The sequence below is a fragment of the Kluyvera intermedia genome, assembly GCF_034424175.1.
GTDB lineage: Bacteria > Pseudomonadota > Gammaproteobacteria > Enterobacterales > Enterobacteriaceae > Kluyvera > Kluyvera intermedia.
In genome coordinates this window covers 3,638,029-3,664,109 of the sequence record NZ_CP139986.1, presented here as the reverse complement: position 1 = coordinate 3,664,109, position 26,081 = coordinate 3,638,029, and the positions used below count along the sequence as shown (strand labels likewise).

The 26,081-nt window shown below is 54.1% G+C and carries 22 protein-coding genes; 18 read left to right on the top strand and 4 right to left on the bottom strand.

Going from position 1 to position 26,081, the window contains the following annotated elements:
- Window position 1 precedes the first annotated feature (1 nt).
- The 8 genes from hpaD (at window position 2) to U0026_RS17770 (ending at window position 7,818) form a co-directional block, all read left to right on the top strand.
- Window positions 2–859 carry a 3,4-dihydroxyphenylacetate 2,3-dioxygenase gene (gene hpaD / locus U0026_RS17805; RefSeq protein WP_062774033.1) on the top strand — a complete coding sequence of 286 codons (858 nt, stop codon included), beginning with the start codon at window positions 2–4 and terminating at the stop codon, window positions 857–859.
- A 3-nt stretch (window positions 860–862) separates the two neighbouring features.
- Entirely contained in the window at window positions 863–1,243 is a 381-nt protein-coding gene (locus U0026_RS17800) for a 5-carboxymethyl-2-hydroxymuconate Delta-isomerase (protein WP_062774032.1), read from the top strand.
- A gap of 155 nt (window positions 1,244–1,398) precedes the next feature.
- A complete protein-coding gene (hpaH, locus tag U0026_RS17795; protein ID WP_062774030.1) occupies window positions 1,399–2,202 on the top strand; it encodes a 2-oxo-hept-4-ene-1,7-dioate hydratase in 804 nt (267 codons plus the stop codon).
- Between the two features lie 13 nt (window positions 2,203–2,215).
- On the top strand, window positions 2,216–3,007 hold the full coding sequence (gene hpaI, locus U0026_RS17790) for a 4-hydroxy-2-oxoheptanedioate aldolase (RefSeq protein ID WP_062774073.1): 792 nt from the start codon (window positions 2,216–2,218) through the stop codon (window positions 3,005–3,007).
- Between the two features lie 110 nt (window positions 3,008–3,117).
- Window positions 3,118–4,494: a 4-hydroxyphenylacetate permease gene (gene hpaX, locus U0026_RS17785; RefSeq protein ID WP_062774028.1), complete on the top strand. Its 1,377-nt coding sequence runs from the start codon at window positions 3,118–3,120 to the stop codon at window positions 4,492–4,494.
- Window positions 4,495–4,505: 11 nt separating this feature from the next.
- Window positions 4,506–5,396 (top strand): 4-hydroxyphenylacetate catabolism regulatory protein HpaA, encoded by an 891-nt coding sequence (gene hpaA, locus U0026_RS17780; protein WP_062774026.1) that lies wholly within the window; start codon window positions 4,506–4,508, stop codon window positions 5,394–5,396.
- A 324-nt stretch (window positions 5,397–5,720) separates the two neighbouring features.
- Window positions 5,721–7,286 carry a 4-hydroxyphenylacetate 3-monooxygenase, oxygenase component gene (gene hpaB / locus U0026_RS17775; RefSeq protein WP_062774024.1) on the top strand — a complete coding sequence of 522 codons (1,566 nt, stop codon included), beginning with the start codon at window positions 5,721–5,723 and terminating at the stop codon, window positions 7,284–7,286.
- A gap of 16 nt (window positions 7,287–7,302) precedes the next feature.
- Window positions 7,303–7,818 (top strand): 4-hydroxyphenylacetate 3-monooxygenase reductase subunit, encoded by a 516-nt coding sequence (locus U0026_RS17770; protein ID WP_062774022.1) that lies wholly within the window; start codon window positions 7,303–7,305, stop codon window positions 7,816–7,818.
- Between the two features lie 239 nt (window positions 7,819–8,057).
- On the opposite strand, the gene U0026_RS17765 is transcribed toward U0026_RS17770, so the two are convergent.
- Complete coding sequence (locus U0026_RS17765) at window positions 8,058–8,270, bottom strand: ECs_2282 family putative zinc-binding protein (protein WP_062774021.1); 213 nt, start codon at window positions 8,268–8,270, stop codon at window positions 8,058–8,060.
- Between the two features lie 160 nt (window positions 8,271–8,430).
- On the opposite strand from U0026_RS17765, the gene U0026_RS17760 reads away from it, so the two are divergent.
- The 8 genes from U0026_RS17760 (at window position 8,431) to tauD (ending at window position 17,645) form a co-directional block, all read left to right on the top strand.
- Window positions 8,431–9,729, top strand: a complete 1,299-nt coding sequence (locus U0026_RS17760; protein ID WP_241973903.1) for a sensor domain-containing diguanylate cyclase — start codon at window positions 8,431–8,433, stop codon at window positions 9,727–9,729.
- 131 nt (window positions 9,730–9,860) lie between these two features.
- Window positions 9,861–10,982: a ribosomal protein uL16 3-hydroxylase gene (locus U0026_RS17755; RefSeq protein ID WP_062774018.1), complete on the top strand. Its 1,122-nt coding sequence runs from the start codon at window positions 9,861–9,863 to the stop codon at window positions 10,980–10,982.
- A gap of 684 nt (window positions 10,983–11,666) precedes the next feature.
- Window positions 11,667–13,079 carry an S-methylmethionine permease gene (gene mmuP, locus U0026_RS17750; protein ID WP_062774014.1) on the top strand — a complete coding sequence of 471 codons (1,413 nt, stop codon included), beginning with the start codon at window positions 11,667–11,669 and terminating at the stop codon, window positions 13,077–13,079.
- A complete protein-coding gene (gene mmuM, locus U0026_RS17745) occupies window positions 13,066–13,998 on the top strand; it encodes a homocysteine S-methyltransferase (RefSeq protein WP_062774013.1) in 933 nt (310 codons plus the stop codon). Before mmuP ends, mmuM begins: the two co-directional genes overlap by 14 nt.
- 231 nt (window positions 13,999–14,229) lie before the next feature.
- The gene (gene tauA / locus U0026_RS17740) at window positions 14,230–15,195 is read left to right on the top strand and encodes a taurine ABC transporter substrate-binding protein (protein ID WP_062774011.1); all 966 of its coding nucleotides are present in this window, start codon (window positions 14,230–14,232) and stop codon (window positions 15,193–15,195) included.
- Between the two features lie 10 nt (window positions 15,196–15,205).
- The gene (tauB, locus tag U0026_RS17735) at window positions 15,206–15,973 is read left to right on the top strand and encodes a taurine ABC transporter ATP-binding subunit (RefSeq protein ID WP_062774009.1); all 768 of its coding nucleotides are present in this window, start codon (window positions 15,206–15,208) and stop codon (window positions 15,971–15,973) included.
- Window positions 15,970–16,797, top strand: coding sequence for a taurine ABC transporter permease TauC (tauC, locus tag U0026_RS17730; protein WP_062774007.1), 828 nt, complete (start codon window positions 15,970–15,972; stop codon window positions 16,795–16,797). The genes tauB and tauC overlap by 4 nt, the downstream gene beginning before the upstream one ends.
- Window positions 16,794–17,645 carry a taurine dioxygenase gene (gene tauD, locus U0026_RS17725; RefSeq protein ID WP_062774005.1) on the top strand — a complete coding sequence of 284 codons (852 nt, stop codon included), beginning with the start codon at window positions 16,794–16,796 and terminating at the stop codon, window positions 17,643–17,645. Before tauC ends, tauD begins: the two co-directional genes overlap by 4 nt.
- 144 nt (window positions 17,646–17,789) lie before the next feature.
- Here tauD and olsF read toward each other — a convergent pair whose 3' ends face one another.
- Both olsF and hemB read right to left on the bottom strand, forming a co-directional pair.
- Complete coding sequence (olsF, locus tag U0026_RS17720; RefSeq protein ID WP_062774003.1) at window positions 17,790–19,508, bottom strand: bifunctional ornithine lipid synthase OlsF; 1,719 nt, start codon at window positions 19,506–19,508, stop codon at window positions 17,790–17,792.
- A 171-nt stretch (window positions 19,509–19,679) separates the two neighbouring features.
- Window positions 19,680–20,654: a porphobilinogen synthase gene (hemB, locus tag U0026_RS17715; RefSeq protein ID WP_062774001.1), complete on the bottom strand. Its 975-nt coding sequence runs from the start codon at window positions 20,652–20,654 to the stop codon at window positions 19,680–19,682.
- Between the two features lie 532 nt (window positions 20,655–21,186).
- Between hemB and U0026_RS17710 the strand changes: the two genes are divergently transcribed.
- Together U0026_RS17710 and U0026_RS17705 are read left to right on the top strand one after the other, a co-directional pair.
- On the top strand, window positions 21,187–24,024 hold the full coding sequence (locus tag U0026_RS17710; RefSeq protein ID WP_062773999.1) for an autotransporter outer membrane beta-barrel domain-containing protein: 2,838 nt from the start codon (window positions 21,187–21,189) through the stop codon (window positions 24,022–24,024).
- A 93-nt stretch (window positions 24,025–24,117) separates the two neighbouring features.
- A complete protein-coding gene (locus U0026_RS17705) occupies window positions 24,118–24,744 on the top strand; it encodes a helix-turn-helix domain-containing protein (RefSeq protein ID WP_062773997.1) in 627 nt (208 codons plus the stop codon).
- On the opposite strand, the gene ampH is transcribed toward U0026_RS17705, so the two are convergent.
- Window positions 24,741–25,898 carry a D-alanyl-D-alanine-carboxypeptidase/endopeptidase AmpH gene (ampH, locus tag U0026_RS17700; RefSeq protein WP_062773995.1) on the bottom strand — a complete coding sequence of 386 codons (1,158 nt, stop codon included), beginning with the start codon at window positions 25,896–25,898 and terminating at the stop codon, window positions 24,741–24,743. The genes U0026_RS17705 and ampH overlap by 4 nt on opposite strands.
- Window positions 25,899–26,081 lie beyond the last annotated feature (183 nt).

Sequence of the window (26,081 nt, the reverse complement as noted above, 5' to 3'; positions counted from 1 at the left end):
TATGGGTAAGTTAGCGTTAGCAGCAAAAATCACGCATGTACCGTCAATGTATCTCTCAGAAATTCCTGGGAAAAACTTCGGTTGTCGACAGGCGGCGATTGATGGACATATCGAAATTGGTAAACGCTGCCGTGAAATGGGCGTCGACACCATTATCGTCTTCGACACCCACTGGCTGGTGAACAGCGCCTATCACATCAACTGCGCGGACAGCTTCAAGGGCATTTATACCAGTAATGAGTTGCCGCATTTTATCCGCGACATGACCTATGACTATGACGGTAACCCGGAGCTGGGGCATTTAATTGCCGATGAAGCGGTCAAGCTGGGCGTGCGCGCCAAAGCGCACAACATTCCCAGCCTGAAGCTGGAGTACGGCACGCTGGTACCGATGCGCTATATGAACAGCGATAAGCATTTCAAAGTGGTGTCTATTTCCGCTTTTTGCACCGTGCATGATTTTGCCGATAGTCGCCGGTTAGGCGAGGCTATTTTAAAAGCCATTGCGCAGTACGACGGTACCGTCGCGGTGTTCGCCAGCGGCTCGCTATCTCACCGCTTTATCGACGATCAGCGGGCGGAAGAAGGGATGAACAGCTATACCCGCGAGTTCGACCACCAGATGGATGAACGGGTGGTGAAACTGTGGCGTGAAGGTAAGTTCAAAGAGTTCTGCACCATGCTGCCGGAGTACGCCGACTACTGCTACGGCGAAGGCAATATGCACGACACCGTGATGCTTTTGGGGATGCTGGGCTGGGACAAATACGCCGGTAAGGTTGAGTTTGTCACCGACCTGTTTGCCAGCTCGGGTACCGGGCAGGTGAATGCCGTCTTCCCGCTGCCAGCCGGAGCATAAGCCATGCCGCACTTTATTGCTGAATGTACCGACAATATCCGTGAGCTGGCCGATTTACCGGGCCTGTTTAGCAAGGTCAACGCCGCGCTGGCTGCCACGGAAATTTTCCCGCTGGGCGGCATCCGTAGCCGCGCACATTGGCTGGATACCTGGCAAATGGCCGACGGTCAGCATGATTACGCCTTCGTGCATATGACGTTGAAAATCGGCAGCGGGCGCAGTCTGGAGAGCCGTCAGGAGGTGGGGGAAATGCTCTTTGAGCTTATCAAAAAACACTTTGCTGCGCTGATGGATAGCCGCTATCTGGCGCTGTCGTTTGAGCTTGCCGAGCTGCACCCGACGCTGAATTACAAACAGAACAATGTGCACGCGTTATTTAAATAACGGCCACAGAACCGTGCCTTAAATAATACGCGCTCGTTCAGTTCCCTCTCCCCATGGGGAGAGGGTTAGGGTGAGGGGGATCCACTGCGGCCTGATGCCCTCATTCCGGCCCTCTCCCACAGGGTGAGGGGGAAAACAATGCCACAGGAATCACTATGCTCGATAAACAGACCCGTACCTTGATTGCCCAGCGGCTGAATCAGGCTGAAAAACAGCGTGAGCAGATCCGTGCCGTCTCGCTGGACTACCCGGACATCACCATCGAAGACGCCTACGCCGTACAGCGCGAATGGGTTGAGATGAAGATTGCTGAAGGTCGTACGCTCAAAGGCCACAAAATTGGCCTGACCTCAAAAGCGATGCAGGCCAGCTCGCAGATTAGCGAGCCGGACTATGGCGCGCTGCTCGACGACATGTTTTTCCACGATGGCGGCGATATTCCTACCGATCGCTTTATCGTTCCGCGCATTGAAGTCGAACTGGCATTTGTACTGGCAAAACCGCTGCGCGGGCCAAACTGCACGCTGTTCGACGTGTATAACGCCACCGACTACGTGATCCCGGCGCTAGAGCTGATTGATGCCCGCAGCCACAACATCGACCCGGAAACCCAGCGACCACGCAAGGTGTTCGACACCATCTCCGATAATGCGGCGAATGCGGGGGTGATCCTCGGCGGGCGGCCCATCAAGCCCGACGAACTGGATTTACGTTGGATCTCCGCGCTGCTCTACCGCAACGGTGTGATTGAAGAAACCGGTGTGGCGGCAGGCGTACTAAACCATCCGGCGAACGGCGTGGCATGGCTGGCGAATAAGCTTGCACCGTACGACGTTCAACTGGAAGCCGGGCAGATTATTCTCGGCGGCTCGTTTACCCGCCCGGTTCCGGCGCGCAAAGGCGACACCTTCCACGTCGACTACGGCAACATGGGCTCCATCAGTTGCCGATTTGTATAAAGGATAACTGATGATTAAGAACAGTTTTAAAGATGCGCTCAAGGGCGGGCGTCCACAGATTGGCCTGTGGTTAGGGCTGTCCAGCAGCTACAGCGCCGAGCTGTTAGCCGGTGCAGGCTTCGATTGGCTGTTGATTGATGGCGAACATGCACCGAACAACGTTCAGACCGTGCTGACTCAGCTCCAGGCGATTGCGCCATACCTGAGCCAGCCGGTGGTGCGCCCGTCGTGGAATGATGCGGTGCAGATTAAACAGTTGCTGGATGTGGGCACGCAAACCCTGCTGGTGCCGATGGTACAGAATGCCGATGAGGCGCGTGCGGCAGTGGCTGCAACGCGTTATCCGCCGCAAGGTATCCGTGGCGTGGGCAGTGCGCTCGCGCGAGCATCGCGCTGGAATCGTATTCCGGACTATCTCCATCAGGCCAATGACGCAATGTGCGTGCTGGTACAGATTGAAACCCGGGAAGCGATGAGCAATCTGGCGCAGATCCTGGATGTGGATGGCGTAGACGGCGTATTTATCGGCCCGGCGGATCTTAGCGCCGATATGGGCTTTGCCGGTAACCCGCAGCACCCGGAAGTGCAGGCGGCGATCGAACGCGCCATCGTCCAGATACGTGCGGCGGGTAAAGCGCCGGGGATCCTGATGGCGAATGAAGCGTTGGCGAAACGCTATCTGGAACTGGGCGCGCTGTTTGTCGCGGTGGGCGTGGATACCACGCTACTGGCGCGGGGAGCGGAAGCGCTGGCGGCACGCTTTGGTGCGCAAAAAACGTCGCTGGGTTCTTCCGGCGTCTATTAACTCCTGCCGGATGGCGCTGCGCTTATCCGGCCTACTGTAGGCCCGGTAAGCGAAGCGCCGCGGGCAAAACCTGCCTCACCCTACAAAACTTCCCATCAGAGGAAAGGATAATGAGCGACACATCATCTGCTATCCCTAAGCAGCACAACCCCGCCGAGCAGCATAAGCAGCTGACGGCGGGTCAGCAGTCGGTTATCAACAAGCTGTTTCGCCGTCTGGTGCTGTTCTTGTTTGTGCTGTTTATCTTCTCATTTTTAGACCGTATCAATATCGGTTTTGCCGGGTTGACGATGGGGGCCGATCTCGGCCTCAACGCGACCATGTTCGGTCTCGCCACCACGCTGTTTTACGCCACCTATGTCATCTTCGGTATTCCCAGCAACGTGATGCTCAGTATTGTCGGCGCGCGGCGCTGGATTGCCACCATCATGGTGCTATGGGGGATTGCCTCTACCGCCACCATGTTTGCCGTCGGCCCCAAAAGTCTGTACGTGCTGCGCATGCTGGTAGGCATTACCGAGGCCGGTTTCCTGCCCGGTATTCTGGTCTATTTGACCTACTGGTTTCCCGCATTCTTCCGCGCCCGCGCCAATGCGCTGTTTATGATTGCCATGCCGGTGACCACCGCGCTGGGCTCGATAGTTTCCGGCTACATCTTATCAATGGACGGCATACTCAATTTGCACGGTTGGCAATGGTTGTTCCTGCTGGAAGGCTTCCCGGCGGTGCTGCTGGGGGTGATGGTCTGGTACTGGCTGGACGACTCCCCGGCGAAGGCCAAATGGCTGACCGCCGAGGATAAAAAGTGCTTACAGGAGATGATGGATAACGACCGCCTGACGCTGGTTCAGCCGGAAGGCGCTATCAGCCACCATGCGATGCAACAGCGTAGCCTGTGGCGTGAGGTGTTCACTCCGATTGTCATGATGTACACGCTAGCCTATTTTTGTCTGACCAACACGCTCAGTGCAATTAGCATCTGGACGCCGCAGATCCTTAAAAGTTTTAATGAGGGTAGCAGCAATATCACCATCGGCCTGCTGGCCGCCGTGCCGCAGATTTGTACCATTCTGGGGATGATTTACTGGAGTCGTCATTCAGATAAATATCAGGAGCGTAAACACCATACGGCGCTGCCGTTCCTGTTTGCGGCGGCGGGGTGGTTATTGGCTTCGGCGACCGATCATAGTCTGATCCAACTGTTGGGGATCGTGATGGCCTCAACCGGCTCATTTAGTGCGATGGTGATCTTCTGGACGACGCCGGATCAGTCGATTAGTCTGCGCGCTCGCGCGATAGGTATTGCGGTGATCAATGCGACCGGCAACATCGGATCGGCATTAAGCCCATTTATGATCGGCTGGCTTAAAGATGTCACCGGCAGCTTTAACAGCGGCTTGTGGTTTGTCGCCGGGTTGCTGGTGGTGGGGGCGGTGATTGTCTGGCTGATCCCGATGAAATCCTCCCGTCCGCGGGCGACGCCGTAGAGGAGGCCGCCATGTGCCAGCAGACGATTACCAATATCGATATTAGTACCGAGTATGAAGAGAGTCTGGGCAGTAAAGACGTTCACTATCAGTCGTTTGCCAGAATGGCCGATTTTTTTGGCCGCGATATGCAGGCGCATCGCCACGATCAGTTTTTCCAGATGCACTTTCTCGATACTGGACAGATTGAGCTACAGCTCGATGACCATCGCTATTCGGTTCAGGCCCCGCTGTTCGTGCTGACGCCACCGTCGGTACCACATGCGTTTATTACCGAGTCGGACAGTGACGGGCATGTACTCACGGTAAGAGAAGATCTTATCTGGCCCCTGCTGGAAGTGCTGTATCCCGGCACCCGAGAGGCGTTTGGTCTGCCGGGAATGTGCTTATCGCTAGCGGACAAACCGGAAGAGCTGGCGGCGCTGGCGCACTATTGGCGGTTAATACAGCGTGAATCAACTTCTCAGTTGGCGGGGCGCGAACATACGCTGGTGCTGCTGGCGCAGGCGGTATTTACGCTGCTATTACGTAATGCTTCGCTCGACGATCATGCGGGGAGCGGGGTGCGTGGCGAACTGAAGCTATTTCAGCGCTTTAACCAGATGATCGACACTCACTACCATCGGCACTGGACGGTACCGGACTACGCCTGTGAACTCCACCTTACTGAATCGCGGTTGACCGATATCTGCCGCCGCTTTGCCAACCGACCACCAAAGCGGCTGATTTTCGACCGTCAACTGCGCGAGGCAAAACGGCTGCTGCTGTTTTCCGACAGCGCGGTGAGTGAGATTGCCTGGCAGCTGGGGTTTAAGGATCCGGCTTATTTTGCCCGCTTTTTTAACCGCTTAGTTGGATGCTCGCCGAGTGTGTTTCGCGCACAAAAAGTACCGGTGTCGTAGATGCCCCCTCACCCTAACCCTCTCCCCAGAGGGGAGAGGGAACCGACCGTGCGGTTTTCAGCCGCGGCGCCGTTCTGGTTTTCCCCATCGCCCCTTTGGGGAGAGGGGAAAACACGCACCAAACCTTATGTAGCCCAGCCAAGCGAAGCGCCGCCGGGAGCGGCACCAAACCCAACCCAGATCACATAACGCAACCCCGCCCGAAAAGTACCCGCCGTTGACCCAAAAGTCTCTTCACCGATCCTCCGTTAAGCGCTTCAATTACGAAACAAGAACAAAACATAAAATTAACAATTCCAAATCCGATGAATACTGGAGAGCCTAATGAAACCTGAAGATTTCCGTGCAGACACCAAGCGCCCGTTAACCGGTGAAGAGTATCTGAAAAGCTTGCAGGATGGCCGTGAGATCTATATCTACGGTGAACGTGTCAAAGATGTGACAACCCACCCGGCATTCCGTAACGCCGCGGCCTCCGTCGGCCAGCTTTACGACGCGCTGCACAAACCGGAAATGCAGGACAAGCTGTGCTGGAATACCGATACCGGCAGCGGTGGCTACACCCACAAATTCTTCCGCGTGGCGAAAAGTGCCGACGACCTGCGTCAGCAGCGCGACGCCATCGCAGAATGGTCACGCCTCTCATATGGTTGGATGGGACGCACGCCGGACTATAAAGCTGCCTTCGGCAGCGCGCTGGGCGCGAACCCGGCGTTCTACGGCCAGTTCGAGCAGAACGCTCGCCACTGGTACTCGCGTATTCAGGAAACGGGTCTGTACTTTAACCACGCTATCGTCAACCCGCCTATCGACCGTCATAAGCCCGCTGATGAAGTGAAAGACGTCTACATCAAGCTGGAAAAAGAGACCGATGCCGGGATTATTGTCAGCGGTGCAAAAGTGGTGGCGACTAACTCGGCGCTGACCCACTACAACATGATTGGCTTTGGATCCGCGCAGGTCATGGGCGAAAACCCGGATTTCGCGCTGATGTTCGTCGCACCGATGGATGCCGAAGGCGTGAAGCTGATTTCTCGCGCATCTTATGAGCTGGTGGCGGGGGCGACCGGTTCGCCTTACGACTACCCGCTCTCCAGCCGCTTCGATGAAAATGATGCGATCCTGGTGATGGATAAGGTCTTAATCCCGTGGGAAAACGTGCTGATCTACCGCGATTTTGATCGCTGCCGTCGCTGGACGATGGAAGGCGGTTTTGCCCGTATGTATCCGTTACAGGCTTGCGTACGTCTGGCGGTGAAGCTTGATTTCATCACCGGCCTGCTGAAGAAATCGCTGGAATGTACCGGGACATCTGAGTTTCGCGGTGTGCAGGCGGATCTTGGCGAAGTGGTAGCCTGGCGCAACATGTTCTGGGCGCTAAGCGATTCCATGTGCTCGGAAGCCACACCGTGGGTCAACGGGGCGTATCTGCCGGATCATGCCGCGCTGCAAACCTATCGTGTGATGGCGCCGATGGCCTATGCCAAGATCAAAAATATCATCGAACGTAACGTCACCAGCGGCCTCATTTATCTGCCGTCGAGCGCCCGCGATCTGAATAACCCGCAGATAGACAAGTACCTGGCGAAATACGTACGCGGCTCTAACGGTATGGATCATGTAGAACGTATCAAGATCTTAAAGCTGATGTGGGATGCCATCGGCAGCGAGTTTGGCGGCCGTCACGAGCTGTATGAAATTAACTACTCCGGTAGCCAGGATGAGATCCGTCTGCAATGTCTGCGTCAGGCGCAGACCTCGGGCAACATGGACAAAATGATGGCGATGGTCGATCGCTGCTTGTCTGAATACGACCAGAATGGCTGGACGGTGCCGCACCTGCACAATAACGCTGATATTAATCTGCTGGATAAGCTGCTGAAGTCATAGGCAGTGGGAGGTCACAATGCAATTAGATGAACAACGCCTGCGTTTTCGCGATGCGATGGCCAGCCTCTCGGCTGCTGTAAACGTTGTCACGACCGAGGGTGAAGCCGGGCGCTGCGGCATCACCGCTACAGCGGTCTGTTCGGTGACGGATTCGCCGCCGTCGGTGATGGTGTGTATCAATGCCAATAGCGCGATGAACCCGGTATTTCAGGGGAACGGCAAGCTGTGTATTAACGTGCTCAACCACGATCAGGAGATCATGGCGCGTCATTTTGCTGGAATGACCGGCATGGCTATGGATGAGCGTTTTAGCCTCACTGGCTGGCAGCATGGCGCGTTAGCGCAACCGGTTTTGAGCAATGCGCTGGCGAGTCTGGAAGGGGAAATTCGCCAGGTACAGACCATCGGTAGCCATTTGGTTTATCTGGTGGAGATCCAGAATATTGCGCTGGCGGAAGAAGAGGGGCACGGACTGGTCTACTTTAAACGCCGTTTTCATCCGGTGATGATGGAAGTGGCTGCGTTAGCCTAGCTGGGGCGTGTCTGATTTAACCCAACGGATGAGCCAGAAGGCCATCCGTTTTTATTGTCCGCAGCAAGGCGACCTGTACAGCGCTAGCTGTTAATTTTTCAAAACATTCAGCATATTTTTAAGTAGCCGGATTAATGGATTAGCAATAGTTAATGAATATGGTGAAATAATACTTAATAGATGACGTGTAATATTCTTTATCTAGCGAATGGTAATTTAATGGGACTCTCTTTTTTAAATTAAAGCACCGTCTTTTTTAGCTGTGATAACGCTTCATCAATCATTGCCTGTGCTTTTTGACGCGCGAATGTGATTAGCGCGTCTTTACTGATGTGACCGCCACAGGCAGGACACTTAAGCGGGTATTCATCTTGCGAATTTTTGATTTTTTCAATATTGGATATGACTATTACCGTTGCACAATCAGGACATAAATATTCAATTGAAATCACAGGCAAGCCTCCTTTATTTTTGTTATAAGAATAGTTCAGCAGCACGAATCGTTAAAGAATAAGCGATGAATGGATAATGAGTCATTATATCGTCGTTGACGAATTGGCTATTTATTGTGCATTAAGCTGGGTGACCGGCTAAGGAAAAGGATGAATGGCCATGGATAAGCAGTTTACGCGGCAGGAAAGGGATAATTCGGCACGTCTGGCGGATCTTTTGCATCACAATACCGATTGGGTGTGGGAAGTGGATGCCCAAAGCCGATATGTCTGGGTCTCGGAGGTGGTGAAAAACCAGCTTGGCTATACGCCAGAAGAGGTGCTGGGCCGTACGCCGTTCGACTTTATGGCTCCCGGGGAAACGGAACGGCTGAAAAAAAGCTTCGAAGATATCCTGGCGTCGAAACAACCCTTCTCAGGATTGATAAACCGTAATTTGCGCGCGGACGGTAGCGTGGTGATCCTCGAAACCAGCGGGATCCCGCTGTTTGATGAGCACGGAACATTAACGGGTTATCGCGGCACCGATCGCGATATCTCTTTGCTTGGCGAACGCGTGCTGCAACTCGAATCTATCTACCAGAATACGCCGCTGGCGCTGTGTGTTATCAATCGCAGCGGCCAGTTGACCAGAGCGAATAAGGCGATGGGCGAATTGCTGGGGGAGACAGAAGAAACGCTGATAGGGAAACCTCTCGCCGAGATTGTGCCGGAATGGCACTCGTTGTTGCAGCAGGATTTTATTTTGCTGGATAGCGGTCATCAGATTACCAGCCAGGAGGTGTTTCTCCACGGGCGTTATTTTTATATCAAACCGATGCCAGTGCATGACGCTGGCGGCAGCGTGGCGGGCATTTCTGCGGCGTGGATGGATATCACCGACCGCAAACTGGCAGAGGAGCAACTGGCTAGCGCTAACCAAACGTTGCTGCAATATGCCGAGCGGGATCATCTGACCGGCCTGTTTAACCGGCGCTATATGGATGAACGGCTTAATGATGAAATTACCCGTGCTCAGCGTGAAGGCACTTCACTCTCATTGTGTATGGCCGATATTGATTTCTTTAAGCGTTATAACGATACCTACGGCCATCAGGCGGGCGACCAGGTGCTGCGTTCCGTCGCTGAAGCACTTCGAGGGGGCCTGCGTCCGGCGGATTGCGTGAGCCGCTATGGGGGAGAAGAGTTCCTGGTCATATTGCCGGATACCGACGGCGAGGGCGCTCAGGCCGTTGCCGAGCGTCTGCGTGAGCGGGTGCAGGCGCTCGGGATTGAACATGAAAGCAGCTCAATTGACTGCATGTTAACCATTAGTCTGGGGGTGATGACCTGGGACGCGTCGCGGCTGGTCTGTAATATTCAAAGCACAGGTCATATCAGCGCTGAGCTGATTAGCAGCAGCGATGCCGCGCTGTATCGAGCGAAACAGCAGGGGCGAAACCGCGTGGTGGTGGCCTGAAGTTGTCCGCTAAAACGGTAATACGCTATGCATGTCATTCATCAGTACGTACCCGTAATTGATTCATCACAAAGCGCGCTGTCGGGTTGCTTCTTATAATCGCGCTCACTTCTCTACTGATGGTATGAAACATGGCTTATCAACTGAATCTTAACTGGCCAGAATTTTTAGAAAAATACTGGCAAAAGCAGCCGGTAGTGTTAAAAAACGCGTTCCCAAACTTCGTCGACCCGATTACCCCGGATGAACTGGCCGGTCTGACGATGGAGATGGAAGTTAGCAGCCGTCTGGTAAGCCATGACGACGGTGTCTGGTCTGCAAGCCATGGGCCGTTTGAAAGTTTTGACCACCTGGGTGAGAAAAACTGGTCATTGCTGGCGCAGGCGGTAAACCACTGGCATGAGCCTGCTGCGGAACTGGTCACACCGTTTCGTGTGCTGCCGGACTGGCGTCTGGACGATCTGATGATCTCCTTCTCCGTACCGGGCGGCGGTGTGGGGCCGCATATCGACCCCTACGATGTGTTTATTATTCAGGGGATGGGGCGTCGCCGCTGGCGTGTGGGCGATGCGCTGCCGTTAAAACAGCACTGTCCGCATCCGGCCCTGCTGCACGTTGAGCCGTTTACCCCGATTATTGAAGTGGAAATGGAGCCGGGCGATATTCTTTATATCCCGCCAGGATTCCCACATGACGGTTTTACTTACGAAGCTACGCTGAACTACTCCGTCGGTTTCCGTGGGCCGAACGGTCGAGAGCTTATCAGCAGTTTTGCCGACTACGTGTTGGAAAACGATCTGGGTGAGAAGTATTACACCGATCCTGATCTCACTTGCCGTGAACATGCAGGGAAAGTTGAAGATCATGAACTTGAGCGTCTGCGTACGTTGATGATCGACATGATCCGCCAGCCGAATGATTTCAAGCAGTGGTTCGGTAGCTTTGCCTCAACGCCGCGCCATGAGCTGGATATTGCGCCAGCTGAGCCACCGTTTGAACCGGAAGAAGTGGCGGCAGCGCTGGAAGATGGCGAGACTCTGCGCCGCCTGAACGGCCTGCGTGTACTGAATGTGGGCGGCAGCTTCTTTATTAACAGCGAACGTCTGGAAACCTGCTCCCCGCAGGCGGCGGATGTGTTGAGCCGTTACACCGTGCTGGATAAAACCTACTTTGGTGAGGCGCTGCAAAACCCGGCGTTTATTGTTGAGCTGACTGGCCTGATTAATCAGGGGTATTGGTTCTTCGCGGAATAAGGTCTTTTGGTAGTGGGTTGGGTGCGCGTTGTACCCTCACCCCGGCCCTCTCCCTGGAAGGGAGAGGGAGAAAAGCGGCGCAGGCTTCTGGTTGAGCTGCCCACTCACAAACGACGCTGAATGATCCCCTCGCCCCTTGAGGAGAGGGAGAAAAGCGGTGCAGGCTTCTGGCTGAACTACCCACTCACAAACGACGCTGAATGATCCCCTCGCCCCTCTGGGGGGAGGGAGAAAAGCGGCGCAGGCTTCTGGTTGAGCTGCCCACTCACAAACGACGCTGAATGATCTCCTCGTTCCTTTGGACAGAGGGAGAAAAGCGGTGCAGGCTTCTGGCTGAACTACCCACTCACAAACGACGCCGAACGATCCCCTCGCCCCTCTGGGGGAGAGGGAGAAAAGCGGCGCAGGCTTCTGGCTGAACTGCCCACTCACAAACGACGCTGAATGATCCCCTCGTTCCTTTGGACAGAGGGAGAAAAGCGGTGCAGGCTTCTGGCTGAACTGCCCACTCACAAACGACGCCGAACGATCCCCTCGCCCCTCTGGGGAGAGGGTTAGGGTGAGGGGCTCTTGCTGCCAATCCCCCATTTCTGGTACTCCCCCTTCTTTGCAATCCCTCGACAATCATTGTATAACTTCCCTCTGATTTGGATGTTTAGATGTCCATACGTTTAGAAGGTAATAATGCAAACCACAGACACAACACAACAAGGTGGGCAACTAAAGCGCACCATGAAAACCCGTCACCTGATTATGCTGTCGCTGGGTGGCGTTATTGGCACAGGGCTCTTTTTCAATACCGGCTATATCATCTCCACCACCGGCGCGGCGGGTACGCTCTTAGCCTATCTGATTGGCGCACTGGTGGTCTGGCTGGTGATGCAATGCCTCGGCGAACTGTCGGTAGCAATGCCGGAAACCGGCGCTTTCCACGTTTATGCCGCACGCTATCTTGGCCCGGCAACGGGCTATACGGTGGCCTGGCTCTACTGGCTGACCTGGACCGTGGCGCTTGGTTCCAGCTTTACCGCCGCCGGATTTTGTATGCAGTACTGGTTCCCGCAGGTGCCGGTGTGGACATGGTGCTTACTGTTCTGCGTGCTGATTTTTGGCCTAAACATTATCTCCACCCGCTTCTTTGCTGAAGGGGAGTTCTGGTTCTCGTTGGTAAAGGTGATTACCATCATCGCGTTTATCGTCCTGGGCGGCGCGGCGATATTTGGTTTTATTCCGATGCAGGACGGCTCACCCGCGCCGGGTCTCGCCAACATTACCGCTGAAGGCTGGTTCCCGCACGGTGGCTTGCCGATCCTGATGACTATGGTGGCGGTGAACTTTGCCTTCTCGGGCACCGAGCTTATCGGCATTGCTGCCGGTGAGACGCAAAATCCGCATAAAGTGATTCCGGTGGCGATCCGCACCACCATTGCGCGGCTGATTATTTTCTTTATCGGCACCGTTTTTGTGCTGGCGGCGTTGATCCCGATGCAGCAGGCGGGCGTGGAGAAAAGTCCGTTTGTGTTGGTGTTTGAAAAGGTCGGTATTCCGTATGCGGCGGACATCTTTAACTTCGTTATTCTGACCGCGATTTTGTCGGCGGCAAACTCCGGCCTGTATGCTTCCGGGCGTATGCTGTGGTCGCTTTCCAACGAGCGCACGTTGCCGCGTTGTTTCTCGCAATTGAATAAAAATGGCGTGCCGCTGGTGGCGCTGTCGGTCAGTATGCTGGGCGGTTTACTGGCGCTATTTTCCAGTATTGTGGCACCGGATACCGTATTCGTGGCGTTGTCGGCGATTTCCGGTTTTGCGGTGGTGGCGGTGTGGATTAGCATCTGCGCCTCGCACTTTGTCTTCCGCCGTCGTCATCTTCAACAGGGGAAAGCCCTGAGCGAACTGCACTACCGCGCACCGTGGTATCCGCTGGTGCCAATATTAGGCTTTATTCTGTGCCTGGTGGCCTGCGTCGGGCTGGCCTTTGATCCGTCGCAGCGTATTGCGCTATGGTGCGGGCTGCCGTTCGTGGCGCTGTGTTATGGTGCCTACTTCTTAACGCGTTCACGTCAAACCCAACAGGAGCCGCAGCATGCCGCAGAATAATCCTTTAACCGCTATTTTGGCTGAACATCCCTTTGTCCTGCTGGACGGGGCGATGGCGACGGAGCTGGAAGCGCGCGGCTGCGATCTGACGGACAGCCTGTGGTCGGCAAAAGTGCTGATGGAAAACCCGCAGCTGATTTACGACGTGCATCTCGACTACTTCCGCGCCGGGGCGCAGGTGGCGATTACCGCCAGCTATCAGGCAACGCCGGATGGCTTTGCCGCTCGCGGGCTGGATGAAGCGCAGTCGCGATCGCTCATTGGCAAAAGCGTCGAACTGGCTCGCCAGGCGCGCGAATCTTATCTGGCGGAAAATCCGACGGCGAAAGGGTTGTTGATTGCCGGATCGGTCGGGCCTTATGGCGCGTACCTGGCGGACGGTTCGGAGTATCGCGGTGATTATCAACGCAGCGCGCAGGTGTTTCAGGAATTCCACCGTCCGCGCGTGGAAGCGCTGCTGGAGGCGGGTGTCGATCTGCTGGCCTGTGAAACGCTGCCGTCATTCGCTGAGATTCGCGCGCTGGCGCAACTGCTGGCGGAGTATCCGGTGGCGCAGGCGTGGTTCTCATTTACCCTGCGTGACTCGCAGCATCTTAGCGATGGTACGCCGCTGTGCGATGTGCTGGCGCTGCTGGCGGATTATCCGCAGATTGTGGCGGTAGGGGTTAACTGTATCGCGCTGGAAAACACCACGGATGCGCTGTCGTATCTGCACAGCCAGACGCCGCTGCCGCTGGTGGTTTATCCCAATTCAGGCGAGCATTATGATGCGGTGACGAAAACCTGGCATCATCACGGCGAAGCCTGTGCCACGCTTGAGGGTTATCTGCCGCAGTGGCTGGCGGCGGGGGCGAAGCTGATTGGCGGTTGCTGTCGCACGACACCGAAGGATATTGCGGCGCTGAAAGCGCATTGTTGATTCTGTATTTCCCCGGCGGCGCTGCGCTTGGCCGGGCTACAAATACGCATAAATGTAGCCCGGCCAAGCGCAGCGCCGCCGGGTTTACCCGGGAGAAATCCCATCCCCCAACTATCTTTTGCCACTTTTTTTCTAAAAACGAATTGGTATTAACAAGCATTTTTAATTCCTTTATCAAATACCCCGCGCCGGAAATACTGCACCCATAACAAGACATGGGAGCAGGACATTATGGCAATCGCATCGCGTTTCACCCTTATCGCCGCCACGCTGGCGCTGTTAACTTTCCAGGCTCAGGCCGTGGACGTCACTATCGCCTACCAAACCTCAGCCGAACCGGCCAAGGTGGCGCAGGCGGATAACACCTTCGAAAAATTAAGCGGTGCTAAACCGGACTGGCGCAAGTTTGATAGCGGCGCCAGCATCGTGCGAGCGCTGGCCTCCGGCGACGTGCAGATTGGTAACCTCGGTTCAAGCCCGCTGGCGGTTGCCGCCAGTCAAAAGGTGCCGATTGAAGTGTTCCTGCTGGCCTCACAGTTAGGTAATTCCGAAGCGCTGGTGGTGAAAAAAGCCATCACCAAACCGGAAGATTTAATCGGTAAACGCATCGCTGTGCCGTTCATCTCGACCACTCACTACAGCCTGCTGGCTGCGCTAAAACACTGGGGAATTAAGCCCGGTCAGGTACAGATTCTTAACCTCCAGCCACCGGCGATTATCGCCGCCTGGCAGCGTGGGGATATCGACGGGGCTTATGTCTGGGCGCCAGCGGTTAATGAGCTGGAAAAAGACGGCACCGTGCTGACCGACTCGGCGAAAGTCGGTGAGTGGGGCGCGCCAACGCTGGACGTTTGGGTGGTGCGTAAAGACTTCGCGGAAAAACATCCTGAGGTGGTAAAAGCCTTCGCTAAAAGCGCCATTGATGCCCAACGGGGTTATATCGATAACCCGGATAAATGGCTGGCGCAGCCAGAGAACATCAGCAAGCTGTCACGCCTGAGCGGCGTACCCGAAGCGGACGTGCCGGGGCTGGTGAAAGGCAATACCTACCTTACCGCCGAGCAGCAGGCGCAGGCGCTGAATGGCCCGGTTAACAAAGCGATTGTCGATACCGCACAGTTCCTCAAAGAGCAGGGCAAAGTGCCGGATGTGGCAACCGACTACAGCCAGTATGTCACCGACCGTTTTGTGAAATAAGGGGGCCGTGATGCTGCAAATCTCGCATCTTTTTGCCGACTACGGCGGTAAACCAGCGCTGGCGGATATCAATCTCACGCTGGACAGCGGTGAACTGCTGGTGGTGCTCGGGCCGTCCGGGTGTGGCAAAACCACCCTGCTGAACCTGGTGGCCGGATTTGTGCCTTATCAGCACGGCAGCATCACTCTTGACGGTAAGCGTGTTGAAGGCCCGGGGGCCGATCGCGGCGTGGTCTTCCAGAATGAAGGGCTGTTGCCGTGGCGTAATGTGCAGGACAACGTGGCGCTGGGCTTACAGCTTGCCGGTGTGAATAAAGCGGAGCGCCGGGACATCGCGGCGCAGATGCTGAAAAAGGTGGGGCTGGAGGGGGCTGAAAAGCGGTTTATCTGGCAACTTTCCGGCGGCCAGCGCCAGCGAGTGGGTATTGCTCGCGCGTTGGCGGCTAATCCGCAGTTGCTGCTGCTGGATGAGCCCTTTGGCGCGCTCGATGCTTTTACCCGCGAGCAGATGCAGACTCTGCTGCTGAAACTGTGGCACGAAACGGGCAAAAAGGTGCTGCTGATTACCCACGACATCGAGGAAGCCATTTTTATGGCGACCGAATTGGTACTGCTGTCGCCGGGGCCGGGACGGGTGCTGGAGCGCTTGCCGCTTGACTTCGCCCGTCGCTTTATTGCCGGGGAAGATTGCCGCAGCATTAAATCCGACCCGCGCTTTATTGAACAGCGCGAGTACGTGCTGAGCCGGGTGTTTGAACAACGGGAGGCCTTCTCATGAGCGTGGTGATTAACGACAAACCGCGCCAGCGCACGTTCAAGCTGCGCTGGCCGCTCTCCCGTCATCTGACGCTGAGTCTGACAACGCTTGCGGTGCTGCTGGCTATCTGGTGGGCAGTGACGGCGGCAGCGCTTATCAATCCCTTGTTTCTGCCCGCACCTGGACAGGTGCTGCAAAAACTGCTGACCATTGCCAGCGCGCAAGGGTTTATGGATGCCACGTTGTGGCAGCATCTGGCGGCAAGTCTTGGCAGGATCGTCGTGGCACTGCTGGCGGCGACGATCGTCGGGATTCCCGTAGGCATTGCCATGGGATTAAGCCCGACGGTGCGCGGGATCCTCGACCCGTTGATCGAACTATACCGCCCGGTGCCGCCGCTGGCCTATCTGCCGCTGATGGTTATCTGGTTTGGTATTGGTGAGACCTCGAAGATCTTGCTGATTTATCTGGCGATTTTTGCACCTGTCGCTATGTCGGCGCTGGCGGGAGTGAAAAGTGCTCAGCAGGTGCGGATCCGCGCGGCCCAGTCGTTGGGGGCGAATCGAGCACAGGTATTGTGGCTGGTGATTTTGCCCGGCGCGCTGCCGGAGATTTTAACCGGGCTGCGCATCGGCTTAGGAGTGGGCTGGTCAACGCTGGTGGCCGCTGAGCTTATCGCTGCCACCCGGGGGTTAGGTTTTATGGTGCAATCCGCCGGGGAGTTTTTAGCCACTGACGTGGTGCTGGCAGGGATTGCGGTGATCGCGATTATCGCTTTTGGTCTGGAATTAGGGCTGCGTGCGCTACAGCGCCGTCTGACCCCCTGGCATGGAGAAGTACAATGAGTGAACGTCTGGCCATTACCCCGCTGGGGCCGTATATCGGCGCGCAGATAAGCGGTGCGGATCTTACCCGCCCACTGAGCGATAACCAGTTTGAACAGCTGTATCACGCGGTGTTGCGTCATCAGGTGGTGTTCCTGCGCGAACAACTGATTTCCCCGGAGCAGCAGCGCGCGCTGGCGTTGCGTTTTGGCGACCTGCACATCCACCCGGTTTACCCGCATGCACCGGGCGTGGAAGAGATTATCGTGCTGGATACCCATGACGATAACCCGCCGGATAACGACAACTGGCATACCGACGTGACCTTTATCGACACGCCACCCGCCGGGGCGATTCTGGCGGCGAAAGAGCTGCCATCAACCGGCGGGGATACGCTGTGGACCAGCGGTATTGCGGCCTATGATGCGCTCTCCGAGCCGTTTAAAGCGCTACTGAGCGGTCTGCATGCTGAACATGATTTCCGTAAATCATTCCAGGAATACAAGTACCGTAAAACCGAAGAAGAGCATCAGCGCTGGCTGGACGCAGTGGCTAAGAACCCGCCGTTACTGCATCCGGTAGTGCGAACCCATCCGGTAAGCGGTAAGCAGGCGCTGTTCGTCAACGAAGGATTTACTACCCGAATTGTCGATGTCGCGGAGAAGGAGAGCGAGGCGCTGCTGAGCTTCCTGTTTGCGCATATCACCAAACCGGAGTTTCAGGTGCGCTGGCGCTGGCAGCCGAATGATGTGGCGATTTGGGATAATCGTGTGACGCAGCATTATGCGAATGCTGATTATCTGCCGCAGCGGCGGATTATGCATCGGGCGACGATTCTGGGGGATAAACCCTATTATCGTGCTGGGTGAGATCCCGGCGGCGCTGCGCTTGGCCGGGCTACATTCGGGTATATTTGTTGGCTGGCGAGACATTTATGCTGATTGCGGGATAGTCCCGGCGGCGCTGCGCTTGGCCGGGCTACATTCGGGCATATTTGTTGGCTGGTGAGGCATTTATGCTGATTGCGGGATAGTTAAATGCACTCCAATATACCGTTGATAACGGTTAGCTTTAAGAAACGTTAAATCCACCAACACCAGGCCATCCACGCAGTTGTTAAAATCCGGGTCGCTGCCAAAATCGATAAACTGCACGCCGCCCGGCTCGCATACTTCCGAATACTGTTTGTAGAGTGGGGGAATGCCGCAGCCGAGGTTGCCGAGCAGCGATTTCAGACGGATTAAATCTTCGCCATAATCCTCACCGCCGAATTGCGCCAGCACGTCCGGTAACGATGCCGGATAGGGGCGGCGCGATTCTGCCAGCGGGTGCGTTGCCGGGAACCACAAACGGTAGAAGGCGACCAGCAGATCTCGAGCCGCCGGCGGTAAACCACCGGAAATAGAGACCGGGCCGAACAGGTAGCGATAGTGTGGATAACGCGCCAGATACGCGCCGATGCCTGACCACAGATAGTCCAGCCCGCGACGCCCCCAGTAGCGCGGCTGAATAAAGCTGCGTCCCAGTTCGATACCGTGCTGGAGAATATCGTCCATGCGCGCGTCGTAATGAAACAGACTGGCACTGTAGATCCCCGCAAGCCCGCGCTTTTCTCGCTGCATGGCGGTGGGCATAAAACGGTAAGCGCCCACGATTTCCAGATCCTCTTCATCCCACAGGATCAGGTGCAGGTAGTCGTCATCATAGGAATCAACGTCACGACGTTTGCCGCTGCCTTCGCCCACGGCGCGGAAGGCGACTTCTCGCAGACGTCCGAGTTCGCGCAGCAACGGTGCGTCTTCTTGACCATTACGTTGCCACAGATAGATAACCTTACCGTCCGTCGTTTGGCCCAGACATTCCGCCTGATTGAGTTCACGCTTGAGTAACGCGCGAGGTTCAGGGCGGGCAATGGCGCTCTCGGTTTTAAAGACTCCCGGCACTCCTTTCGCCAGTAACTGTAAGTGACGGTAGCATTTATCGGCCATCTCACGGGGTGTCGCCTGCGGGGTAAACCAGGATGACCAGGCAATTTGCTGGCCTATTGTCACCGGTAAATTTCCGTTGCGACGACGGAACATCTGCTGCACCAATAGCAACAGCGGCAGATTTGGCGACATTAGCGCGCTGGCGTAAAACAGGGCGCTGTTGCGGGCATCAATCCAGACAGGCAGCAGCGGTGTGCGATATTTGGCGGCCAGTTTAATAAAGCCGGAGTGCCATTTTTTATCGCGAATACCGCGACGGGTGAGCCGCGAGACTTCGCCAGCAGGGAAGAAGATCAGCACGCCGCCGCTTTGCAGTTGGCTGTCCATTTTCTGTAGCGCAGATTTGGCCGTGCGACCATTGATATTATCGACCGGAATAAACAGCGATTTTAGCGGTTCGAGGTGGTTCAGCATTCGGTTGGTCACGACTTTCACATCGCGGCGGACGCGGGAGACGGCGTAGAGCAAAGCCAGCCCATCAAGCGTGCCGGTAGGGTGGTTGGCGATAATAACCAGTGGGCCATGTTCCGGGATCTGTTCCAGACAATGGACTGGAATTGCGCAATGAATATTCAGATGTTCGAGTATCTGTTCGACCGTATCCAGCCCCTTCAGATGGGAGTGACGCGCCGCGAATTGTTGGAACTCTTCCTCATGCATCAATCTTTTGAGGATTTTCTTTTGCCACGGGGTCGGCCTCGCCTGAGGCCACAGGTCATCGATGACAGTGTCGAGACTAAACATAGCGGCTCCTCCTGTGTCTTTCTGTGACAGTAGAAGGGGGATGTGTCGGTTGTATGGCGGTTCGGTGATGTTTTGGGGAAGAGGTGTAGCCCGGCCAAGCGCAGCGCCGCCGGGATTTGCAGCGAGCCGCTCCCGGCGGCGCTGCGCTTGGCCGGGCTACATGCGATGAGATTAACGCAGGATTTTCTTCTCGGCTAAATCGAGTGCGAAGTAGCTAAAGATAAGGTCTGCGCCTGCGCGTTTGATAGCTCCCAGACTTTCCAGCACGACTTTCTCTTCATCAATTGCACCTGCCTGAGCGGCAAACTTGATCATCGCGTACTCGCCGCTGACCTGGTAGGCGCCAATTGGCAGCTCAGTGCGTTCGCGAATATCACGCAGGATATCCAGATACGCGCCCGCCGGTTTGACCATCAGACAGTCAGCGCCCTGGGCTTCATCCAGCAGCGACTCGCGAATCGCTTCGCGGCGGTTCATCGGGTTCATCTGATAGGTTTTACGATCGCCTTTCAGCGCGGTTCCCGCAGCTTCACGGAACGGGCCGTAGAAGGATGACGCAAACTTGGTGGAGTAGGACATGATGGCGGTATCAGTGAAACCGGCCGCGTCCAGCGCCTGGCGAATCGCCTGTACCTGACCGTCCATAGCGGCGGAAGGTGCAATAAAGTCTGCGCCTGCCGCAGCGGCAATCACAGCCTGTTTGCCAAGGTTTGCCAGGGTTAAATCATTATCAACCCCGTGATCGCACAACACGCCACAGTGGCCATGAGAGGTGTATTCGCAGAAGCAGGTATCGGACATGACGATCATTTCCGGTACGGTTTGCTTGCAGATACGTGACATTCGCGCCACCAGCCCGTCTTCTTTCCAGGCATCGCTGCCGGTGCTATCGAGATGGTGAGAGATACCAAAAGTCATCACCGACCGGATACCGGCATTGGCAATGCGTTCTATTTCACGTGCCAGATGTTTCTCTGGGATACGCATTACGCCGGGCATTGCCTCGATGGCTTTGTAATCGTTGACTTCTTCTTCAACAAAGATCGGCAACACCAGGTCGTTTAAGCTCAGTGTTGTCTCTTCAAACATAGCGCGCAGCGCGGGAGATTGGCGCAGGCGACGGGGGCGATGGATTAAGTCTGTCATGGTATGCCTGATGTTTGTGAAACAAGGGCCGTTATTGTAACTGAATCATGGGGCGAATGTTTTACTAAAGTGGTGGTTATGCTATTGGCGTCCCGAGTGGGAAATTCACTGAAAACCGGCACGGTATTCATCGTTGATTAATTAAACTAATACGAAAGAAAGTTTAATAGATTATGTGTATATATTATCTGAGTATTTTGGTTTTAATTATTGGTGGTGTTTTTATGTTTTTTAGTAATGTTTTTTTAGTCTGGAAAAAATCATCGGCGGTATGAATTTACCACTCTTTGTTTATATGTTTATAACGGTGTTATTTATTGATTCATTTAAGTAACCCCATGTATTGTATGGTTTAATATTCCTTGCCAAAACGTAATATATTATTTAAAAAGTACTAAATCGAACTTTTGTTAAACTACAATTGAACCATTTGCCAGGAACGTCGCATAATTCTGCTCGCAGAGTATTAATGTTCTTATTGCATTGTTAATTGATGGATCAACATATATACGTCCCCGAGGAGGGATGACAAATGCACTCCTGGAAAAAGAAACTTGTAGTATCACAATTAGCATTGGCCTGCACTTTGGCTATCGCTTCTCAGGCAAATGCGACCACATACGATACCTTCGGCTATCATGATGACGCCTCTACTGCGTTCAGCTGGAACGATTGGACAAACGCTGACCATACCGACTATGTCTCATATTATGGTTATGTCTATGATAATGCGGCAGATGGTGACTACGACAATAACTTCAACGGCGACGTTGTAAACGGTGTTCTTTCAACTTACTACCTGAATAATGACTATACGGACAGCACGGATAATACGCTGACTGTTAAAAATTCAACTATTCACGGTATGATTACCTCTCAGAAAGTTTACGATCACGAAGGTTACGGCTGGACTAATGGCACCGACGTTGATTACACATGGCATGATGGTGACGTATTCACACTGAACGTTGCTAATTCAACCATTGATGATGATTACGAATATTTCTATTTCAGCGACAACTATTTGGACGCTGATGGTAAAGCGAAGTCAGAAGATTATCGTACGGCGGACTACGCATATTTAGGTTCTGCGGTGACTCTGGATGTTGAAAGTAATATTAATATTACTGATAACTCCCGTGTTGCAGGTATTGCGCTGTCACAGGGCGATACTTCTAATGTGGATTACACCATCGATGCCCATACTTGGGACAACAACATTGTTGTAACTGACTCCACTGTAACCTCTGGCTCTTACACTCCGCTGGAAAATACAGGTTTCTACGGCAACTCTGAAGAGCCAAGTGATTACAATGGCGATGGTAGCGCAAACGATGTTGCGCTCTCCTTCAACGACAGCTCCGCATCCAACTATGCGATGAAAAACAATGTGGCTTTCAGCAATTCAACGCTGACCGGTGATGTTGTTTTCTCTAGTACCTGGAATGCGAATTTCTATCCAAACGGTAAATATGACGACAACGGCGATTTCCTCAGCACCAACGGCGGCTGGGCAGATGATAGCCTGAATGTTGATGAGCTGAACATCACCCTGGACAACGGTAGCAAGTGGACCGGTGCTGCGGTATTTAGCTACAACGCAATCGGTACTGCCGATATGTATGACGTCGCGGTGAACAGCCTTGAACCAAACTCTACCTACGATAAGTGGGGCAACGTTGTTGATGACCAGACCTTCCAGAGCGGCGTACTTAACGTTGCGCTGAACAATGGTTCTCAGTGGAATACCGTTAATGCATCAAATATCGATACCCTGACCGTAAACAACGGTTCTCAGGTTGACGTAGCAAACGGTTCTTCACTGTTGTCTGACTCCATCACCCTGACCAACGGTTCAGCAATGAACCTGAGCTCTGGTGGCCAGGTTGCGACCGATCACCTGACCGTAGATTCTTACTCTACTGTTGATCTGAACAACGAAACGGCATACCTGTACGCTAACACCATCACCGTATCTAACGGCGGTGAATTCAGCATCGGCGCGGGCGCTTATGAAGCCAATGCGTTCGGCACTGATACCATGGAACTGACTAATGGTGGCGTATTCAACATCAATAGCAGCGACTATGTGTTAGATGCTGACCTGGTGAACGGCCATACCAACACAACTGACAAGTCCAATGCGACCTACGGTTATGGTGTTATTGCCATGAATTCAGATGGTCATCTGACCGTCAATGGTAACGGCAACACCAATAACTCCGATCAGGAATTCAGCGTTGATGATACCGCTGACAACGTTGTTGCGGCGTCCGGTAACTACAAAGTTCGTATCAACAACTCTACTGGCGAAGGCCACATCTCTGACTATAAAGGTAAAGAACTTATCTATGTCAACGATGCGAACTCTACTGCGACCTTCAGTGCCGCTAACCGTGCTGACCTGGGTGCATACACCTACCAGGCACAGCAGGAAGGTAACACCGTTGTTCTGCGCCAGATGGAGCTGACCGACTACGCCAATATGGCACTGAGCATTCCGTCTGCTAACACCAACGTCTGGAACCTGCAACAGGATACCCTGAACACCCGTCTGAACTCTGCCCGTCATGGCCTGCAAGACAATGGTGGTGCATGGGTGAGCTACTTCGGTGGTAGCTTCAATGGCGATAACGGCACGATCAGCTACGATCAGGACGTTAACGGCATCATGGTAGGTCTGGATACTAAAGTTGATGGTAACAACGCTAACTGGATCGTCGGTGCTGCTGCTGGCTTTGCTAAAGGTGACATGAGCGACGGTTCTGGTCAGGTGGATCAAGACAGCCAGTCTGCCTATATCTACTCTTCTGCTCGCTTTGCAAACAACATCTTCTTCGACAGCAACTTGAGCTATAGCCGTTTCAACAACGACCTGACCGCGACTATGAGCAACGGCGATTATGTCGATGGCGATACCACTGCTGATGCATGGGGCTTTGGTATGAAACTGGGTTATGACCTGAAACTGAACGACGCGGGTTACGTAACGCCGTACGGTGCTGTTTCTGGTCTGTTCCAGTCAGGTGATAGCTATCGCCTGAGCAACAGCATGAAAGTTGGCGATCAGGATTACGATAGCCTGCGCTACGAACTGGGTGTTGATGCTGGTTACACCTTCAACTTCGGTGACCAGGCAATGACGCCTTACTTCAAACTGGCTTACGTCTATGACGATTCCAACAACGACTCCAACATCAATGGCGATAACATTGATAACGGCGTTGAAGGTTCCGCTGTACGTGTAGGCGCGGGTAGCCAGTTCAGCTTTACCAAGAACTTCAGCGCCTACACCGGTGTTAACTACGTCGGTGGTGGTGATGTTGATCAGGATTGGGCGGCAAATGCCGGTGTGAAATACACCTGGTAATCCCCCCTGGATACAGGGAAGGCAACTTCCCTGTTTTTCCTTTTTATCAATGCTCGTCATGATGACGAGCATTTTTTGCAAGGATTGCATAACATGCCGCATTTGAGTAAACCGCTCAGCGAGTTTTTTACTCTCGATAAAAAATTATCTCAACAAGGGACGCGATTCACTCTGACCGCGGGTGAGGCGTTTATTCCTCCTGACGGTGCTTTTAACGATATTACTATTGTTATTCAGCACGGCGCAGTATCCCTACATCGCAATGAGAGCAATATGTTGTATGGCATCGTGCAAAACCCTGCCATTTTTGGTCTTGCCGCCGCAGTCAATAAAATAAAGAACGACTATATGCTGATTGCTGAAACCGAGTGCCGGGGATATTACCTGCCTGCCGTAGATACCTTGCATTGTCTTGAACGCTACCATTTGTGGCGAGAAGCCTTTTATTGGATGACCTGGCAGACGCGAATGCTTGAGCTACGGGACAAACAATTGATTGGTACCAATCACTATCACCAGATCCGCTCAACGCTATTGATGATGATGGCCTGGGATGAACGTATCCGCACCCGTATTGGCGTGTTGAATTTCATCCAGCAACGGACGCGTATTTCGCGCTCGGTCATTGCTGAAGTGCTGTCCGCATTGCGAAAAGGTGACTATATCAAAATGGAAAAAGGCAAACTCGTCGGTATTACGCGTTTGCCTTACGATTATTAAGACGCTGGAATAATGGCGGCTTTATTACCGCTCAGCTCGGTGACCAGATCATTGATACCGTCGCTCATATTCACAAAGCGTGTGAGCGGCGAGCGGGTAATAACCACAAATGCACCGACATTGGACTGTGGGATCATTGCCATGTACGTAATGAAACCACCGCCACCGCCCGTTTTTTGAATAATTCCCGGACGACCGTTCTTAGGTGCCATGTAGACCCAACCCAGTCCCAGCGCATCGGCATGCCCGGGGACGTCCATTCCAATGACCCGCGTCAACTGGCTACGTTTGTACACCAGCGTCTGCATACGGTCAGCCTGATTGCTACGATGATAGAAATCAGAAGAAAGATACTGCTGCATCCAGCGCATCATATCGCCTGGCGTTGAATAGACCCCACCACTGCCCATGGCCGCCAGCGTGTTGTTACACGGGCTGGCACCTTTTTCGGCCACCATCAGACGACCGCATTGATCAGGCGAAGGCGTAAAGGTGGTGTCTTTCATTCCCAACGGACGGGCAATCTGTTCTTCAAAAAGCTTCGGATAGGGTTTACCCGCCGCATTCCCAAGCGCATCTGCCAGTAGGTCAAAAGCCAGGTTGGAGTAGCTCGCTTGTGAACCCGGTGCCACACGTAATTTGGCGGTGGAGAGATAGCTCCAGCGCTGCGATTGAGTCGGCCAGACAAAGACCGGACGATGTGCTGCACCGCCGGGCTGTTCGCGGGGCAGAGCGCTGGTGTGGGTCGCCAGATTCACCAGCGTAATCGGTGTACCGTTATACGTTGGAACACGGGCGTTTGCCGGGGCGTATTTACTTAACGGATCGTTTAGCTTCACCACACCCTGATCGAGTAATTTTACCAGCATCTCGCTGGTCATCAGTTTGCTGAGTGAGGCGATACGGATGACTGAATCGAGCTGCGGATGGACATTATTGCCGGGACGTGTTTCGCCAAAGCTGCGGAATACACGCTGGTTGCCATCAATGACCACCAGCGCCATACCGGTTGCGCCGCTACCGTAATAGATATGATTGGCATACCGGTCAACGATATCGGATGCAAACGTGGGGGTGGTAAGAGGCTGAGCGGCCTGCACCGAGGTCAATGACACCGCGCAGAGCACGGCAGAAAAAAGCAGACTACGTTTCAACGGAGGCATCCATCATGAATTGAAATGGGAGAGTTACGCGTATTTATACTAAAAATATAACTATTCGGCACCAGGTGCAGCACCATTAAACGGTATCATAGCGGGAAAAACGTAACCGGGCGTAAATGCGATGATTATTCATTCAGCTGATTACACGCTTTTGTGATCCAACGCGTATGATAC

Excerpts from the sequence above, each read along its gene's own strand:
- U0026_RS17770 (WP_062774022.1), top strand. The coding sequence starts at position 7,303 with ATGCAATTAGATGAACAACGCCTGCGTTTTCGCGATGCGATGGCCAGC.
- olsF (WP_062774003.1), bottom strand. The coding sequence starts at position 19,508 with ATGTTTAGTCTCGACACTGTCATCGATGACCTGTGGCCTCAGGCGAGG.
- tauC (WP_062774007.1), top strand. The coding sequence starts at position 15,970 with ATGAGCGTGGTGATTAACGACAAACCGCGCCAGCGCACGTTCAAGCTG.
- tauD (WP_062774005.1), top strand. The coding sequence starts at position 16,794 with ATGAGTGAACGTCTGGCCATTACCCCGCTGGGGCCGTATATCGGCGCG.
- hpaX (WP_062774028.1), top strand. The coding sequence starts at position 3,118 with ATGAGCGACACATCATCTGCTATCCCTAAGCAGCACAACCCCGCCGAG.
- hpaD (WP_062774033.1), top strand. The coding sequence starts at position 2 with ATGGGTAAGTTAGCGTTAGCAGCAAAAATCACGCATGTACCGTCAATG.
- mmuP (WP_062774014.1), top strand. The coding sequence starts at position 11,667 with ATGCAAACCACAGACACAACACAACAAGGTGGGCAACTAAAGCGCACC.
- U0026_RS17755 (WP_062774018.1), top strand. The coding sequence starts at position 9,861 with ATGGCTTATCAACTGAATCTTAACTGGCCAGAATTTTTAGAAAAATAC.
- U0026_RS17760 (WP_241973903.1), top strand. The coding sequence starts at position 8,431 with ATGGATAAGCAGTTTACGCGGCAGGAAAGGGATAATTCGGCACGTCTG.
- U0026_RS17705 (WP_062773997.1), top strand. The coding sequence starts at position 24,118 with ATGCCGCATTTGAGTAAACCGCTCAGCGAGTTTTTTACTCTCGATAAA.
- hpaA (WP_062774026.1), top strand. The coding sequence starts at position 4,506 with ATGTGCCAGCAGACGATTACCAATATCGATATTAGTACCGAGTATGAA.
- U0026_RS17800 (WP_062774032.1), top strand. The coding sequence starts at position 863 with ATGCCGCACTTTATTGCTGAATGTACCGACAATATCCGTGAGCTGGCC.
- hpaH (WP_062774030.1), top strand. The coding sequence starts at position 1,399 with ATGCTCGATAAACAGACCCGTACCTTGATTGCCCAGCGGCTGAATCAG.
- U0026_RS17710 (WP_062773999.1), top strand. The coding sequence starts at position 21,187 with ATGCACTCCTGGAAAAAGAAACTTGTAGTATCACAATTAGCATTGGCC.
- hemB (WP_062774001.1), bottom strand. The coding sequence starts at position 20,654 with ATGACAGACTTAATCCATCGCCCCCGTCGCCTGCGCCAATCTCCCGCG.
- tauA (WP_062774011.1), top strand. The coding sequence starts at position 14,230 with ATGGCAATCGCATCGCGTTTCACCCTTATCGCCGCCACGCTGGCGCTG.
- tauB (WP_062774009.1), top strand. The coding sequence starts at position 15,206 with ATGCTGCAAATCTCGCATCTTTTTGCCGACTACGGCGGTAAACCAGCG.
- mmuM (WP_062774013.1), top strand. The coding sequence starts at position 13,066 with ATGCCGCAGAATAATCCTTTAACCGCTATTTTGGCTGAACATCCCTTT.
- hpaB (WP_062774024.1), top strand. The coding sequence starts at position 5,721 with ATGAAACCTGAAGATTTCCGTGCAGACACCAAGCGCCCGTTAACCGGT.